This is a genomic window from Novosphingobium sp. BL-S-34, assembly GCF_056857015.1.
On record NZ_CM166472.1, the window covers coordinates 276,967 to 291,382 of the forward strand.

The 14,416-nt window shown below is 65.5% G+C and carries 14 protein-coding genes; 10 read left to right on the forward strand and 4 right to left on the reverse strand.

Features of this window, described 5'->3' with window-relative positions; all coding sequences use genetic code 11:
• The first annotated feature begins 61 nt into the window (after nt 1-61).
• The 4 genes from recO (at nt 62) to AC1VV3_RS01260 (ending at nt 3,530) form a co-directional block, all read left to right on the forward strand.
• Nucleotides 62-667 carry a DNA repair protein RecO gene (recO, locus tag AC1VV3_RS01245; protein ID WP_132262360.1) on the forward strand — a complete coding sequence of 202 codons (606 nt, stop codon included), beginning with the start codon at nt 62-64 and terminating at the stop codon, nt 665-667.
• Nucleotides 668-686: 19 nt separating this feature from the next.
• Nucleotides 687-1,730 carry a 3-isopropylmalate dehydrogenase gene (gene leuB / locus AC1VV3_RS01250; protein WP_132264056.1) on the forward strand — a complete coding sequence of 348 codons (1,044 nt, stop codon included), beginning with the start codon at nt 687-689 and terminating at the stop codon, nt 1,728-1,730.
• A gap of 59 nt (nt 1,731-1,789) precedes the next feature.
• Nucleotides 1,790-2,965 carry a glycosyltransferase gene (locus AC1VV3_RS01255; protein WP_132262362.1) on the forward strand — a complete coding sequence of 392 codons (1,176 nt, stop codon included), beginning with the start codon at nt 1,790-1,792 and terminating at the stop codon, nt 2,963-2,965.
• Nucleotides 2,966-3,152: 187 nt separating this feature from the next.
• Complete coding sequence (locus AC1VV3_RS01260) at nt 3,153-3,530, forward strand: hypothetical protein (RefSeq protein WP_431566548.1); 378 nt, start codon at nt 3,153-3,155, stop codon at nt 3,528-3,530.
• Between the two features lie 21 nt (nt 3,531-3,551).
• Here AC1VV3_RS01260 and AC1VV3_RS01265 read toward each other — a convergent pair whose 3' ends face one another.
• The gene (locus tag AC1VV3_RS01265) at nt 3,552-4,835 is read right to left on the reverse strand and encodes a phospholipid carrier-dependent glycosyltransferase (RefSeq protein WP_431566549.1); all 1,284 of its coding nucleotides are present in this window, start codon (nt 4,833-4,835) and stop codon (nt 3,552-3,554) included.
• A gap of 132 nt (nt 4,836-4,967) precedes the next feature.
• On the opposite strand from AC1VV3_RS01265, the gene AC1VV3_RS01270 reads away from it, so the two are divergent.
• The 4 genes from AC1VV3_RS01270 to AC1VV3_RS01285 all read left to right on the forward strand — a co-directional run bounded on the left by AC1VV3_RS01270 (nt 4,968) and on the right by AC1VV3_RS01285 (nt 8,549).
• The gene (locus AC1VV3_RS01270; protein ID WP_314468095.1) at nt 4,968-6,176 is read left to right on the forward strand and encodes a trans-sulfuration enzyme family protein; all 1,209 of its coding nucleotides are present in this window, start codon (nt 4,968-4,970) and stop codon (nt 6,174-6,176) included.
• Between the two features lie 136 nt (nt 6,177-6,312).
• Complete coding sequence (gene apaG / locus AC1VV3_RS01275; RefSeq protein WP_132262370.1) at nt 6,313-6,711, forward strand: Co2+/Mg2+ efflux protein ApaG; 399 nt, start codon at nt 6,313-6,315, stop codon at nt 6,709-6,711.
• A gap of 93 nt (nt 6,712-6,804) precedes the next feature.
• Nucleotides 6,805-7,677: a LysR family transcriptional regulator gene (locus AC1VV3_RS01280; protein ID WP_431566550.1), complete on the forward strand. Its 873-nt coding sequence runs from the start codon at nt 6,805-6,807 to the stop codon at nt 7,675-7,677.
• Nucleotides 7,678-7,775: 98 nt separating this feature from the next.
• Nucleotides 7,776-8,549, forward strand: coding sequence for a carbonic anhydrase (locus AC1VV3_RS01285; RefSeq protein ID WP_431566551.1), 774 nt, complete (start codon nt 7,776-7,778; stop codon nt 8,547-8,549).
• A gap of 48 nt (nt 8,550-8,597) precedes the next feature.
• On the opposite strand, the gene AC1VV3_RS01290 is transcribed toward AC1VV3_RS01285, so the two are convergent.
• Together AC1VV3_RS01290 and htpX are read right to left on the reverse strand one after the other, a co-directional pair.
• Complete coding sequence (locus tag AC1VV3_RS01290) at nt 8,598-10,013, reverse strand: aromatic ring-hydroxylating oxygenase subunit alpha (protein ID WP_243654048.1); 1,416 nt, start codon at nt 10,011-10,013, stop codon at nt 8,598-8,600.
• Between the two features lie 130 nt (nt 10,014-10,143).
• The gene (gene htpX / locus AC1VV3_RS01295; protein WP_431566552.1) at nt 10,144-11,019 is read right to left on the reverse strand and encodes a zinc metalloprotease HtpX; all 876 of its coding nucleotides are present in this window, start codon (nt 11,017-11,019) and stop codon (nt 10,144-10,146) included.
• Between the two features lie 182 nt (nt 11,020-11,201).
• Here htpX and AC1VV3_RS01300 point away from each other — a divergent pair, with 182 nt between their 5' ends.
• Together AC1VV3_RS01300 and AC1VV3_RS01305 are read left to right on the forward strand one after the other, a co-directional pair.
• Nucleotides 11,202-12,182 carry an NAD(P)H-dependent flavin oxidoreductase gene (locus tag AC1VV3_RS01300; protein ID WP_132262379.1) on the forward strand — a complete coding sequence of 327 codons (981 nt, stop codon included), beginning with the start codon at nt 11,202-11,204 and terminating at the stop codon, nt 12,180-12,182.
• Nucleotides 12,183-12,212: 30 nt separating this feature from the next.
• The gene (locus AC1VV3_RS01305) at nt 12,213-12,995 is read left to right on the forward strand and encodes an enoyl-CoA hydratase-related protein (protein ID WP_431566553.1); all 783 of its coding nucleotides are present in this window, start codon (nt 12,213-12,215) and stop codon (nt 12,993-12,995) included.
• A gap of 100 nt (nt 12,996-13,095) precedes the next feature.
• Here AC1VV3_RS01305 and AC1VV3_RS01310 read toward each other — a convergent pair whose 3' ends face one another.
• Complete coding sequence (locus tag AC1VV3_RS01310) at nt 13,096-14,346, reverse strand: CaiB/BaiF CoA transferase family protein (protein WP_431566554.1); 1,251 nt, start codon at nt 14,344-14,346, stop codon at nt 13,096-13,098.
• Nucleotides 14,347-14,416 lie beyond the last annotated feature (70 nt).

Consider the following 14,416-nt stretch of genomic DNA (forward strand, 5'->3'; position numbering starts at 1 on the left):
GTTTTGCATTGGGCGTGCGGCGCTTGTGGTGTCCGCACCGCGCTGCCGCTAGCGGCGAGCCATGCAGCTTCGAGCACCCGCCATCGTCTGCGCTGCCCGCCCTCACGGCGAGACGGCGGTCATCGCCCGGATGCTGACGTCCGAAGCCGGGATCGTCGCTGCCTATGTGGCAGGAGGCCGGGGGCGCGAGCTGCGGCCGGTGCTGATCCCCGGCAATGCCGTGGAGGCGGATCTGCGCGCGAAAAGCGATAGCCAGCTTCCCTTCGCCCGCATCGAACTCGTCACCAGCCGCGGGCCCTGGCTCAGCGAGCCGCTTCCCGCCGCCGCGATCTCCTGGGTGACGGCGCTGACCGCCATGGCGCTGCCGGAGCGCCAACCCTACCCCGCGCTTTACGACGCGCTCTGCGCGCTTCTGGAGGCGATCTGCGTGGCGCCCTCGGCCAGGGGCTGGGCGCTGCCGCTGCTTTCCTACGAGGTCCTGCTGCTGCGCGAACTCGGTTACGGCGTACCTGTCGCCCGTCCCCAGGACGACGACTGGGGCGCGATACTCACCACTTTCGACCGCCTCGGCCGTGAGCTTTCGCGCTATCCGCTTGCCGATCGGCGTGGAGACGCTATGGGGGCGCGCGTCCTGCTGCGTGAGCGGCTGGCACGGATTCATGGCTGAGAAGCAAGCGGAGAACGACATGCGCATCGCAGTATTTGCAGGAGACGGGATCGGTCCCGAGGTCACCGAGCAGGCAGTGCGCGTTCTCGAAAAGCTTGAACTTCCGGGTCTTGAGCTTGTCGAAGGCGATGTCGGCGGCGCGGCCTATTACAAGCATGGCCACCCGCTTCCTGCCGAAACGCTGGAGATCGCGCGTTCGGCCAAGGCGATCCTGTTCGGGGCCGTGGGCGATTTCTCCTGCGACCATCTCGAACGCCATCTCCGCCCGGAGCAGGCCATCCTCGGCCTGCGCAAGGAACTCGGCCTCTTCGCAAACTTGCGCCCGGCGCAGGTTTTCGCAGGCCTTGAGGACCTGACCACGCTGCGTCCCGAAGTCGCCAGCAAGATCGACCTGCTGATCGTGCGCGAACTCAACGGCGACGTCTATTTCGGCGAAAAGGGCCTGCGCACGCTGGAAGACGGCCGCCGCCAGGGCTGGGACATGATGTCCTATGCCGAGGACGAAGTGCGCCGCATCGCGCATGTCGGCTTCAAAGCGGCGATGGGCCGCGGCAAGAAGCTCTGCTCGGTCGACAAGGCCAATGTGCTCGAAACCTCGCAGCTCTGGCGCGACGTGGTGATCGAAGTGGCCAAGGAATATCCCGAGGTCGAACTCACCCACATGTACGTCGACAATGCGGCGATGCAGCTGGTGAAGAACCCGGGCCAGTTCGACGTGATCGTCACCGGCAATCTCTTCGGCGACATCCTTTCCGACCAGGCCTCGATGTGCGTGGGCTCGATCGGCCTGCTGGCTTCGGCCAGCCTTGCCGAGGGCACGTACGGCCTCTATGAGCCGATCCACGGTTCGGCGCCGGACATCGCGGGCAAGGGCCTTGCGAATCCGATGGCGACGATCCTTTCGGCGGCGATGCTGCTGCGTCACTCCTTCGGTCTCGAAGCCGAAGCTGCGCGGATCGAGGCTGCCGTCGCCAGGACACTGGCCGATGGCATCAAGGGCGGCGATCTGGGCGGTACGGCCGGCACGCGAGAAATCGGTGACGCGGTCGTCGAACGGCTGTAAGATCGCCTACCGTTCGGACCAAAAAGGTTTATTCAGGATTACCACCTATTACGGGGCGCATGAACATAACTCGTTCTGATCTCGCAGAGGCGCTCGACGTCGCAGCCAAGCCGCTTGAGCTGGCGATCGTCCTGCCTACCTATAACGAGCGCAAGAACATCGCGACGATGATCGAGCGACTCGATGCCGCGCTGAAGGGCGTGGTGTGGGAGGCCGTCTTCGTTGACGACAACAGCCCGGATGGCACCTCGGACGAGGCGCGCCGCCTGTCGCTGGAGGATCCGCGCGTGCGCTGCATCCAGCGCATCGGCCGCCGCGGCCTTGCCAGCGCGGCGATCGAGGGCATGTGCTCCACCGCCGCGCCGGTGGTTGCCGTGATGGATGCCGACCACCAGCACGATCCTGCGCTGCTGCCGGGCATGCTCAAGGCGGTGACCTCGGGCGAGTACGACCTGGCCTATGCCTCGCGCTTCGCGGAAGGGGCCAGCACCGAAGCTTGGGGCCGTCCCGACCGTGTGAAGGCCTCGGGCCTTGCCAACCGGATCGCCAACAAGGTGACCGGGGTGGAACTGACCGATCCGATGAGCGGGTTCTTCATGCTTCGCACCGAGACCTTGCGCGCCGATGCGCATCGTCTCTCGGGCGTGGGCTTCAAGATCCTTCTCGACATTCTCGCAACTGTCGACCGTCCGCTTCGCGTGAAGGAGTTCCCGCTCCATTTCGCGGCGCGTGCGGAAGGCGAAAGCAAGCTGGACCAGACCGTCGTGTTCGAATTCCTCGTAGGCCTTTACGACAAGTGGCTGGGGCGCATCATCCCCACCCGTTTCGCCCTGTTCGGAACCGTTGGCGCCCTGGGCGTGGTGGTGCAGTTCAGCGCGCTGTGGATCATGCTCCACCTCGTGTTCGCCGAGCGCTTCGTCTACGGCAACTGGTCGGAAAGCGCGACGTTCAACATCGCGAACTCGATCGCGGCGATCGTGGCCATGACGTTCAACTTCGTGCTGAACAACGAACTGACGTACTCGGACAAGCGCCTGCGCGGTTTCGGCCCGCTGATGCGTGGATGGGCGCAGTTCGCCGTCGCCTGCTCGCTGGGCCTGCTGACCAACGTCGGTTCGGCTGCTGTGCTCAGGACCATCGGCATTCATGACGTGGTGGCGGTCGTCACCGGCATCGTGCTGGCCGCGGTCTGGAACTTCGCGCTGTCCTCGAAGTTCGTCTGGGGCAAGTACTAAGCCAGCTGCGATAGCTGGCCCGCCGCCCTGATGGCGGCGGCGAACAGACAAAAGCGCGCGCCGGGGTTCCGGCGCGCGTTTTTGTTTGCCCTACGTCGGTCGTTGTAGGGCGTTCGCCGGATTCGCTTTGTGTTCACTCGTGCAATCATGTCCAGCACCGGGGCCGAGCCGGCTTGAGGGACAATGCATGATCTTTCGCGTTTCGATAGACGCCCGCGACCCCTGCCGGGTCGCCGCGGTGCTGGCCGAACTTGTCGGCGGCCGGTCGGTGCGCTGCGGCGCGGGTTGGCGCGTGGAGGCATCGCAGGCGGCGCCGCAGATGCTTGTGGTGCCTTGCGAGGATCCCTGCACGGATGCGGGCCATTGCAGCGTGACCCTGGCGACATCGCTCGACATCGCGGAAGTCTATGCCATCGCCGGGCGCGAAGGCTGGCCGGCCCGCTACCGGCGGCGTGCGAGCGGCCTGGACGTGATCGAGCTGATGCTGGAGAGCGCACGCGCGATCGAGGTCGTTACGCCCGACATGCAGGCGGATCACTTGGGCAAGCTGGCCGCGTCTGGCTAGGGACAGGCGCCCGGCGTTCCGTCAACGCCAGTTCGGAAACCACATCCAGACGTTGTAGAATTCCTTGGTCGGCAGCGGGGCGCCAGAGATGATGGGGTAGAAGCCCACGAACATCGCTGCCGAGATCGCCATGGTCGCAGTGGCCAGGTGGCGCCAGCGGTTGCGCCGGTTCCACAGGGCGTCCAGGGCGAAGGCCAGGATGCCCATGAGGAAGGCTCCGGGGAGCAGATAGTGGTAGTAGAACTGGATCGGCTTGCCGTTGACCACCCAGATGCCCAGCGTGCCCGCATAGAGCAGCACCAGCGTCAGGACGTCCCGGCGCCCGCGGAACAGCGAGACCCAGGCGCCCCAAACCAGCGCGAAGAGCCCGGAGATCATCGAGAAGGGATTGCCCAGCATCACGATGCCATGCTGGTGGCCGTCGATGTTCTCGAACTGGTACCAGATCGGCCGCCAGTCGACCATCCACTGGTACCAGAGGCTGCGGTAGGGGTGCAGCTTCTTCACGCTGTCCTGCAGCGCGATCATATGGCGGTGCTGCTCGATGAAGCCCCAGGGCGAGAGCGGGCGGCTGCTATAGAACATCGCCGGAAGGTACGTCGCCCAATAGACCATCAGGGGCAGCAGCCCGAGCCAGAACGCGGCTTCCGCCAGCGAGATGCCCGGGATGGGTCCCGCGCCCTTGCGGCCGACGAATTTCCAGCCGCTCTCCCGCACGCGCAGCGCCAGGAACCACAGCCCGGGCACCATCAGCGCCGGAGCGCTGCTCCACTTGGCCCCGAGCGAAAGCCCGAGCGCTACGCCTGCCGCTGCCAGTCGTCCCCGCGCCGCGCCGCTCGTCGGCGCATGAAGGGCGGCCGCGAACTGCCAGAGGGCGATCATGCACAGCGAGGCCTCGACCATGTCGAGCATGGAGATACGGCTCTGGACGAACCACATGAAATTGGTGGCCAGCAGCACGGCCGCGGTGATCGTGGCCCGGCGGCGTCCGGACAAGTGCCAGACGAAGCGCGCGAAGGCGAACAGGCCGAACACGCCGAACAGCAGCGGGCCGATGCGCCAGGCGATCGGCCGGTCGCCGATGATCGAGATGAAGCCGGCGATCACTTCCTTGGCGAACATGGGATGCTCGCCATTGGCCGGGATCAGTTCCAGCAGCTTGAGCGCAGCCGGGACGTAGTGGATCTCGTCGAAGTAATAGCGGTTCGGTTCCGCAAGCCGGAACAGGGCGAGGGCCAGGAACAGGCCCGTCACGATCAGGCTCCAGCCGATCGGATCTCTCTCATTGCGCGAAGCGTTCGGCATCGGACCGGCGGAATAAGGGCGAAGTAAGGGGACTGCAAGGCTGACTGAAACTTGCTCCACCGAAGCCGCGGCGCGCCTAAGGTTGCACTGGCCGCTTGCGCTGGCCCTTTGGCGATCCTAGAGGCTTGGCCCATGAAACGCACTACCGGACAGGACCGCTCGAAGACCCGCAATTGGCGCCCGGCCACCCGCGCGATTCGCGGAGGCACCTGGCGCTCGGAAATGGGGGAGACCAGCGAAGCGCTGTTCCTCACTTCCGGCTACAGCTACGACGATGCCGCCACCGTGGCCGCCCGCTTCATGGGCGAAGACGACGGCATGACGTATTCGCGGCTCCAGAACCCGACGGTGCAGATGCTGGAAGAGCGCATCGCTCTGCTGGAGGGGGCGGAAGCCTGCCGTACCCAGGCCTCGGGCATGGCGGCCATGACCACGGCGCTGCTCTGTCAGCTTTCGGCCGGCGACCACATGGTGTCCGCCCGCGCCGCCTTCGGTTCGTGCCGCTGGCTGGGCGACAGCCTGCTGCCGCGCTTCGGTATCGAGGTGACGGTGATTGACGCCACCGACACGGCGGCCTGGGAAGCGGCGATTCGGCCCAATACCAAGGTGTTCTTCTTCGAATCGCCTGCGAATCCGACCATGGACATCGCCGACATCGAAGGCATCTGCGCCATCGCCAAGGCACACGGGATCACCACCGTGGTCGACAACGCCTTCTGCTCGCCGGTCCTGCAGCGGCCGATGGAGTTCGGCGTCGACGTGGTGGCCTATTCGGCGACCAAGCTGATGGACGGGCAGGGGCGCGTCCTGGCCGGCGCCGTCTGCGGCACCGAAGAATTCATCAACGACAAGCTCCTGCCGTTCCAGCGCAACACCGGGCCGAACCTTTCGCCCTTCAACGCCTGGGTCGTGCTGAAGGGCCTGGAGACGCTGGATCTGCGCGCCAAGAAGCAGAGCGAGAACGCCCTCAAGGTCGGCCAGTTCGTCGCCGGCCGCGTGCCGAAGATCCTGCATCCCTGGCTCGACAGCCACCCGCAGCAGGCTCTTGCGCAGAAGCAGATGGATGCCTGCGGGCCGATCTTCAGCTTCGTCCTCGATGGCGGCCGCGAACAGGCGCATACCTTGCTGGACGCGCTCGAACTGATCGACATTTCCAACAATATCGGCGACTCGCGCTCGCTGATGTGCCACCCGGCCTCGACCACGCACCACGGCGTCGGTCCCGAAGGACGCGAGGCCATGGGTGTCACTGAAGGCATGCTACGCATCAATGTCGGGCTGGAGGATGCCGACGACCTGATCGAGGATCTCGACCAGGCGCTGACCAAGGCCGGTCTCTGATTCGTCGTGAAGCGCCGCTGCCCGCCGGGGCGGCGCTTCATCTGGCTGTCCGCCATGTCATCAGCCGAATGCCTCGCGCAAGGTTCGCGCTGCGCAGTTGTCGTTCCGTCAAATCATCGTTAGGCTGGCGGATGTTATGAAGGAATTCTTCCAACATACGGCGATGACCGATGGGGTGACCGTGCGGGTCGCCGTCAACTTCCTGCCCGAGCAGTCGCGCATCGAGGCGGGTAAGTGGTTCTGGGTCTATCACATTCGCATCGAGAACGATTCGGATGAGACGCTCCAGCTCATGACCCGGCACTGGCGCATCACGGACGGTCATGGCGATGTCAGCATGGTCGATGGCGAAGGCGTGGTGGGCGAACAGCCCGTCATCGCGCCGGGCCGAAGCCACGATTACGTCTCCGGTTGTCCTCTGCCAACGCCACAGGGCTCGATGGAAGGCAACTACACCTTCCTGCGCGACGACGGCACTGAGATAGAGGCGGCGATCCCCTTTTTCCCGCTGGCCGCGCCCGCCACGGCGCGCTGACGGAACGGGCTTTCGGGGGGGCGATGCGCAGCGCCGGGGGCGTTGCGGCAGTTCTTCATTGCCCGTGCGAAAACCAGCGCATAGGGAACTCCCATGAAGCGCACGCACCTGCCCCTCAATGCCCTGCGCGTCTTCGATGCAGCGGCACGCCACCTTTCGTTCACCCGCGCCGCCGACGAGCTGGCCGTGACGCCGGCCGCGGTCGGCCAGCAGATCCGCGCACTCGAAGACCTGCTGGGCGTGGTGCTGTTTCGCCGCACCAGCAAGGGACTGGAACTGACCGACGAAGCCGGCGCAGGGCTTGCCGCGCTGCGCACCGGGTTCCTTCATTTCGAGGATGCCGTGCAGGCCATGCAGGCGGGCCAGTCTAGCCACGTCTACACCATCGCCGCACCGCGCGAATTTTTCGCCGCCTGGCTGGCCCCCCGCCTTGCCGCGTTCCGGGCCGATAATCCGCAGGTCCGCTATGTCATCGTCGACGGCGAACTGACCGATTTCACCGAAGCCAATCTCGACCTGGCGGTGCGCTGGACCGATGGGCCGGGCGAGTTGGAAGGCGCGGCACTGGGCGCGGCGGAATGGGTCGAAGTGGGCCAGGGCGACTGGATCGGCTGGCCGGGCGACCCTGCACCGGGCACCGAGGACGATCAGGACAATGAGGAGGCCAAGCCGCCGATTGCGGTGAGCGATGCGGGTCAGGCCATTGCCGCCGCGCGATCGGGCCTCGGCCGGGCGCGGGTTCCCGGCTTGCTCGCGCGCGGTCTCATCAGCGAGAACGACCGGGACGTGATCCAGACGACGACCCCGTGCCGCAGGGGGTACTGGTTGGTGGCACCATTGCCGCAGTGGCGCCAGAAGAAGGTCAAGGCCCTGGTCGGCGCCCTGACTGAGCAGGCGCTTACGGGTCAGACACCGGCCGATCAGAGCCTGGACCAGATCCCGGCCGGCCAAACTGCGGCAGACTGAGCAGGCGGAAACCGAACGAACCGAATTCGTTCGATTTCAACAAGCACCGCGGCGGGGCGGCCATGTTAGGTTCCAGTCGGATCACACTGGAGACCGCGATGTCCTCTAGCCTTCCCGTGCCTGACGCCGAAGCCGCCTGCTGCAAGACCTCGCGCCGGGAGATGCTGGGAGCCCTGGCCGCCGCCAGCGCAGTCGGAACCCTGAGCCTGGCCGCCGCGCCGCCGGCCATGGCCGCCTCGTCCGCCGCACCTGGGGGCGGCGGCGAGCAAGTCACGCCGGACCAGGCTCTCAAGGAAATCATGGACGGCAATGCCCGCTTCATTGCGGGAGCGCCCACGGCCCACACCAGGGATCTGGCCATCATCAAGGCCCGCGCGGCGGAAGGGCAGTGGCCGATCGTCGGCGTCCTGTCCTGTGCCGATTCGCGCGTGCCAGTGGAGATGGTGTTCGATGAGCCGATTGGCCGCCTGTTCGTCACCCGCATCGCCGGCAATATCACCACGCCGGAAATCATCGCCAGCCTGGAATACGGCGTGGCGGTGCTCGGCATCAAGGCCGTGGTGGTCATGGGCCATTCGAACTGCGGGGCGGTGAAAGCTGCCATGGAGAACCCCGAGGTCCCCGGCCAGATCAGCGCGCTGTTCCCGGCGATCCTGCCCGCGCTCTATCTCAGCCAAAGCCAGGATCCCGGCGTCGTCACCCGTCAGAACGCCGTGATCCAGGCTGCAACCCTGATCAATTCCTCGCCCGTGATCGAGGCGAAAGTCCAGTCCGGCGAACTGAAGGTGGTGCCCGCCCTCTACGATGTCGCCACGGGCAAAGTGGAAGTCCTGCCTATTCCTTCGGGCCTTCGCACCAAGACGGCAAAGTGACGTCCGAAAGCCCGCCGTGCCGGATGGTCCGGCAAGGCGGGTCCTGGATCAGAACCCGAGGTCTTCGATCGGGCCGTCGAAATTGCCGCCCAGCTTGTGGATGGCCTTGGCAAGCTGCTCCTGCGGCACGCCCTTGAGGTAGCCGTCGATGATCCGTTCGTAGTTGCTGATCAGCCCTTCGACTTCGTGCGACAGGCGCATGAACTCGAAGCCGCTGGCATGAAGCCCCTTCTGCTGGATCGGGATGTTCGAATAGTCCTGCCGCGGAATCGGTGGGAAATCGGGGCTGTTGTAAGGCAGCACCGTGGGCTCCATCACCGTTTCCATGTCGTCGTCCTCGGAGACATATGTCAGCGACCATATCTCGAAGAAGCAGCTTTCCGGCCCCGTTGGGCGGATCCGATAGGCGGACATCGAGGTGAAATAGGGCAGCAGGAAGTAATGCGGGAAGAGGAACTCCACCGCTTTGACCGGATGGGTCTGTGCCACCGTGCAAAGGTCGGGCACCGGCTCTCCACGGGCCTGCAACTGCGCGGAAATCTGGTGCATGACGATGCCCAGCCAGTGGAACATCGCCATGTTCTGGTCTTCCGGCAGGCCTTCTTCGATGCCGATGAGACCGCGCGCAATTTCCACTTCCTTTTCGTGGACCATCCCCGCCATGCCTTCGCTGAGCAGAGCCATGGACTTGACCTGAAGTTCCTGGTTCTCGCGATAGGACAAGTGCGGTTCGGCCATGATCGGCACCGGGCCGCGCGGGCTGCGATACATCGAATCGTACATCATCGGCGCCGCATGCTGGAGCTGCGGATGCGTCTGCATCACATGGTAGCCTTCCATGAAGGCTTCCATCGCCACCTTCCAGTTCGCCGGCAGCTCCGCTCCGTAGCACCATTCCGCGCGCATCTTGTCCAGGCCGCGGGCTTCCAGATTGGGTGCCAGGGGGCCGAAAGAGTCGCGCACGGAAGGCGCGTCGTCGTCATGGTTGATCCAGACGCAGCCGATGAAAGTCTCCGCACGGCAGGGGACCAGGTTGATGTCGTCCTCCTGAAGCTGCCGCTCCGAGAACATGTGCTTGCCGTAGACCTGGGTGGATTCGCCATCCATGTTCCAGCGCCAGCCGTGGAACGGGCAGACGAAGCCCGACTTCTTGCAATTGCCGTGCGCATGGCCGGTGCCGCCGGCAAAGGGCACGCCGCGGTGGCGGCAGGCGTTGTGGAAGGCTTTCACGCCGCTGGCGGTCCGCACGATGACGACGGACTTGCCGACGTTCTCGTACTCGATCCAGTCGCCGATTTCGGGGATCTGCTCTTCCCGGCAGGCCATCTGCCAGACATGCGGCCAGAGGTGGTCCAGCTCGGCCTGGTAGAATTCGGCATCGTAGTAGCGCTTGACCGGAATCCGTTCCGGATCCTCGATCGGATAGGGGACGGACCGCAGTCCGCCGTCGACAGATTTCAGCACTCCGACACCTCTCGGCTTGTTCTTCATTCGTGTTGAACGAATGTACAACCGTCGGCGGGGCAGGCAATGGCGCGCTCTATCGTGGGCGCGCTATTTGAACGGCGCGGGCAGGGGCCTCCGCGTCGGTCGCTTACCTTCGGGCCGGGTCGAGCGCGGATGCCGCGCGGCGGGCCGGCGCGCTTTCCATGGCCATCAGCGCCGCGATGCGCTTTTCAGTGGCGGGATGGGTAGAGAACAGGTCCGAAACCGAAGTGGGCACGATGTAGAGCTGCGCCGCCGCCGGATTGCGCTCCGAAGCCACGCTGGGAACCGCCTGCGCCGGGCCCGCGATCTTGGCGAGGGCGGATGCGAGCGCGCGCGGGTTGCCGCTGATCTCGGCGCCGGCCTTGTCCGCGCCGAATTCGCGGGTGCGGCTGATCGCCATCTGCACGATCATCGCGGCGAAGGGGGCCATGAACACGGCCGCGATGGCGGCAATGGGATTAGGTCGGTTTTCGCCCCCGCCAAGATGGCCCCCGAAGAACAGGCCGAAGTTGGCGATCATCGAGATCGCGCCGGCAATCGTCGCCACCATCGTCATGATCAGGGTGTCGCGGTTCCTGACATGGCCCAGCTCATGCGCCATGACTGCCGCCACTTCCTCGCGGTCCAGCATGTTCAGAAGGCCGGTCGTCGCCGCGACGGCGGCGTGCTCCGGGTCGCGGCCGGTGGCGAAGGCATTGGGGTTGGAACTTTCGACCAGGTAGACGCGCGGCATGGGAAGGCGCGCGCGGCGGGCGAGTTCGGCCACGAGGGTGTAGAATTCCGGCGCGCTGCGCTCGTCCACTTCGCGGGCATTGTGCATGCGCAGGACGATGCTGTCGGCGTTCCAGAACGTGAACAGGTTCATCCCCGCCGCGACGACCAGCGCGATCATCGCACCGCCGCTGCCGCCGAAGATGTAGCCCAGCCCCATGAACAGCGCCGTGAGCGCCGCCAGCAGCATGGCCGTCTTGAAACCGTTCACTTGTCCAAACTCCTTGAAATGTTTGCCTTTGGAATCTGGGTATCACGCGGCGGCTTTCAATATCCGGAACGGCCTTTGCATCGCCCGCGCGAATTGCGGGGCGGGCGGCGCGTTCGGTGTCCTCAAGCGCGCCGATCCCCCCTAGGACCACTGCAAGGGAAGTTTCTGGGAGTTTGCAAGCAATGGCGTTCAAGACCCGCGTCACCGAGATGCTCGGCATCGAACATCCGATCGTGCAAGGCGGCATGCAGGGCGTGGGCCTGGCCGAGCTGGCCAGCGCCGTGTCCAACGCCGGCGGCCTGGGCACGCTCACCGCGCTGACCCAGCCCAGCCCCAAGGCGCTGCGGGAAGAGATAGAGCGCTGCCGTTCGATGACCGACAAGCCGTTCGCCGTGAACATCACGGTGTTTCCGACCCTGCTCCCGCCCGATTACAAGGCCTATGCGCAGGCCGCGATCGACGGCGGGGTCAAGATCGTCGAGACGGCCGGCACTCAGCAGGTGCGCGAGATCTGGGAAATGGTGAAGCCGCATGGCATCACCGTGCTCCACAAGTGCACGGCCGTGCGCCATGCCCTGTCCGCCGAGCGGCACGGCTGCGACATCATATCGATCGACGGTTTCGAATGCGCCGGCCACCCCGGAGAGGACGACATTCCGGGGCTGATCCTGATTCCTTCAGCGGCCGACAAAGTGAAGATCCCGATGCTGGCCAGCGGCGGCTTCGGTGACGGGCGCGGGCTGGTTGCCGCTCTGGCGCTGGGCGCCGAGGGCATCAACATGGGCACGCGCTTCTGCGCGACGCAGGAAGCGCCGATCCATGACAACGTGAAGGCTAAATATATCGAGAACGACGAGCGGGGGACGAACCTGATCTTCCGCAAGTTCAAGAACACGGCCCGCGTCGGCAAGAATGGCGTTTCCGACGAGGTGGTCGATATCTCCGCCCGCCCCGAATCGACCTTCGACGACATCAAGCACCTGGTGGCAGGGGCCGTGGGCCGGGAACTGCTCCAGTCCGGCGATCTCACCAAGGGCATCTTCTGGGCGGGAATGGTGCAGGGGCTCATCCACGACCTGCCGACGTGCAAGGACCTGATCGATAGGATCGTTGCCGAAGCCGAGGAAATCGTGAATGCCCGCCTCGGAAAGATGCTGGCCTGAGCCGGCGCGACGCACGGAGCGATGCCTGACATGACTTACGAGAAAATCCTCTACAGCCTGGAAAACGGCGTGGCGCGGATATCGATGAACGATCCCGCCACGCGCAATGCCGGATCGGCGCAAATGGGCGAGGAGCTTTTCGATGCCGTTTCGCGTGCGGCGTTCGAGGCGCGGGCCGTGCTGCTGACGGGCGAAGGCAAGGCCTTCTGCTCGGGCGCGAACCTGGGCGATGCGCAAGATATGCTGGATAACCCGCGCCGCGACGTGGGTACTTTGCTGGACCGGCACTTCAACCCCGTCATCATCGCCATGCGCGACATGGAGCAGCCGGTCGTCACCGCCGTGCGCGGCGCGGCGGCGGGCGTCGGCGCGGGGCTGGCGATGGCGGGCGACCTCATCCTCTGCGGAATGAGCGGGTTCTTCCTCCAGGCATTCCGTCATGTCGGGCTGGTGCCGGACGGGGGATCGTCCTGGTTGCTGGCCCGCGCGGTCGGCCGGGTGCGCGCCATGGAGATGATGCTGCTGGGAGAGCGGCTCCCTGCGGAGAAGGCGCTGGAATGGGGCCTCGTCAACCGCGTGGTGCCGGACGAAGACCTCGATGAAGCCGCCATGGCGCTGGCCGGGGAACTGGCGCGCGGGCCCTGGTCACTGCGACGGATCAAGCAGGTGGCCTGGGCCGCCACCGATTGCACGCTGGAGCAGGCACTCACCAACGAGCGCCTCGGCCAGCGCGATGCCTCGCGCACCGAAGACTTCGTGGAAGGGGTGACGGCGTTTTCCGAAAAGCGCCAACCGTCCTTCCAGGGGCGCTAGCAGTCTCGAAGGCCGCCGGACCCCGAAGTGGAACCGGCGGCTGAAAGGCGGTGGGGGAATCGACAAAGGCTGCCAGGGAAGGGCAGCCAGTGCGGCCAGGTCAGATGATCCCGCTGGTCTCCAACTCGGCTATTCGTTGTTCGCTATAGCCCAGTTCGGCGAGCACTTCGGCATTGTGCTCGCCCAGCATCGGCGGGGCGAGGCGGATGGTCGCCGGGCTGGCGGACATCATCGCCAGCGGACTGGCGATAAGGTCCACCGTGCCGCTTTCGGCATGGGCGTGCGGCGTCGTGGCACGCAGGTTCCGGTGCTTGACCTGCTCGTCCTCCCAGACATCGGCCAGCTCGTTGTAGCGAGCCGCCGGGATGCCCACGCCGTCGAGCATGTCCTGCATTTCGGTGACGGTGAAAGCCTTGGCCCAGGTGTTGATGATGTCCATCAGTTCCGCCCGGTTGGTCTTGCCGCGCTTGAGGTTGCTGTCGAAGCGTGGATCGGTGAACAGTTCGGGCTGCTCCATCAGCACGGTCAGGCGGCGGTAGTGCTCGTCGGTGCCGGCGGTGAGGTAGATGATGCCGTCCGCGCAGCGCATCAGGTCTGCGGGGCCGCCGCCATTGCCGCCATTGCCCAGGCGGGGCGGAGCCTGCCCGCTGATCAGGTAGTCCTGCATGATGTGGCTGACCATCGCGACCGAACTGTCGAGCAGGGCGATGTCGATGAATTGCCCCTCTCCGGTGCGATTGCGATATTGCAGCGCGCCGAGGACGGCGAGGGCGGTATTGTGCCCGGTCACGAAGTCGACAAGGCTGGGGCCGGTCTTGAGCGGTCCGCTGCCGGGCTGGCCTTCGGGAATGCCGGTGACGGCCATCATGCCGCCGGTTGCCTGGAACAAGCCGTCATATCCCGGCCGCGCGGCCATGGGTCCGGTCTGGCCGAAGCCGGTGACGGAGCAGTAGATCAGGCCGGGGTTGATCTCTCGCAAAGTCTCGTAATCGAGGCCGAAGCGCTTGAGATCGCCGACTTTATAGTTTTCGATCAGCACGTCGGCGGTCTTGACCAACTCGCGCAGGATCACCTGGCCTTCCGCTTTGGAATGATTGAGCGTGATCGAGCGCTTGTTGCGGTTGGACACGGTGAAGAAGCTGGAGTGACGCGTTTCGATCCCGTCCTTGCCGGGCACCCACGAGAAACCGTAGCCCCGGCCATCGTCACCGACGCCCGGGCGCTCGATCTTGATGACGTCGGCGCCAAGGTCGCCCAGGATCTGGGCGCCGATGGGGGCGGCAAAGACGCGGCTCATGTCGATGACGCGGATGCCGGCCAGGGCTGCTTTATCGTTCTGGTTCGTGCTCATGATGGCGCTGACGCTAGACCCTGCCCCGGAACCGGCCAAGACGAGCAGCCCCGCTTATCGCAGCGACGAT

Coding starts and splice junctions, on each gene's coding strand:
- AC1VV3_RS01260 (WP_431566548.1), top strand. CDS start 3,153: ATGATCTTTCGCGTTTCGATAGACGCCCGCGACCCCTGCCGGGTCGCC.
- leuB (WP_132264056.1), top strand. CDS start 687: ATGCGCATCGCAGTATTTGCAGGAGACGGGATCGGTCCCGAGGTCACC.
- AC1VV3_RS01305 (WP_431566553.1), top strand. CDS start 12,213: ATGACTTACGAGAAAATCCTCTACAGCCTGGAAAACGGCGTGGCGCGG.
- AC1VV3_RS01265 (WP_431566549.1), bottom strand. CDS start 4,835: ATGCCGAACGCTTCGCGCAATGAGAGAGATCCGATCGGCTGGAGCCTG.
- AC1VV3_RS01310 (WP_431566554.1), bottom strand. CDS start 14,346: ATGAGCACGAACCAGAACGATAAAGCAGCCCTGGCCGGCATCCGCGTC.
- AC1VV3_RS01270 (WP_314468095.1), top strand. CDS start 4,968: ATGAAACGCACTACCGGACAGGACCGCTCGAAGACCCGCAATTGGCGC.
- AC1VV3_RS01285 (WP_431566551.1), top strand. CDS start 7,776: ATGTCCTCTAGCCTTCCCGTGCCTGACGCCGAAGCCGCCTGCTGCAAG.
- recO (WP_132262360.1), top strand. CDS start 62: ATGCAGCTTCGAGCACCCGCCATCGTCTGCGCTGCCCGCCCTCACGGC.
- apaG (WP_132262370.1), top strand. CDS start 6,313: ATGAAGGAATTCTTCCAACATACGGCGATGACCGATGGGGTGACCGTG.
- AC1VV3_RS01300 (WP_132262379.1), top strand. CDS start 11,202: ATGGCGTTCAAGACCCGCGTCACCGAGATGCTCGGCATCGAACATCCG.
- AC1VV3_RS01280 (WP_431566550.1), top strand. CDS start 6,805: ATGAAGCGCACGCACCTGCCCCTCAATGCCCTGCGCGTCTTCGATGCA.
- AC1VV3_RS01255 (WP_132262362.1), top strand. CDS start 1,790: ATGAACATAACTCGTTCTGATCTCGCAGAGGCGCTCGACGTCGCAGCC.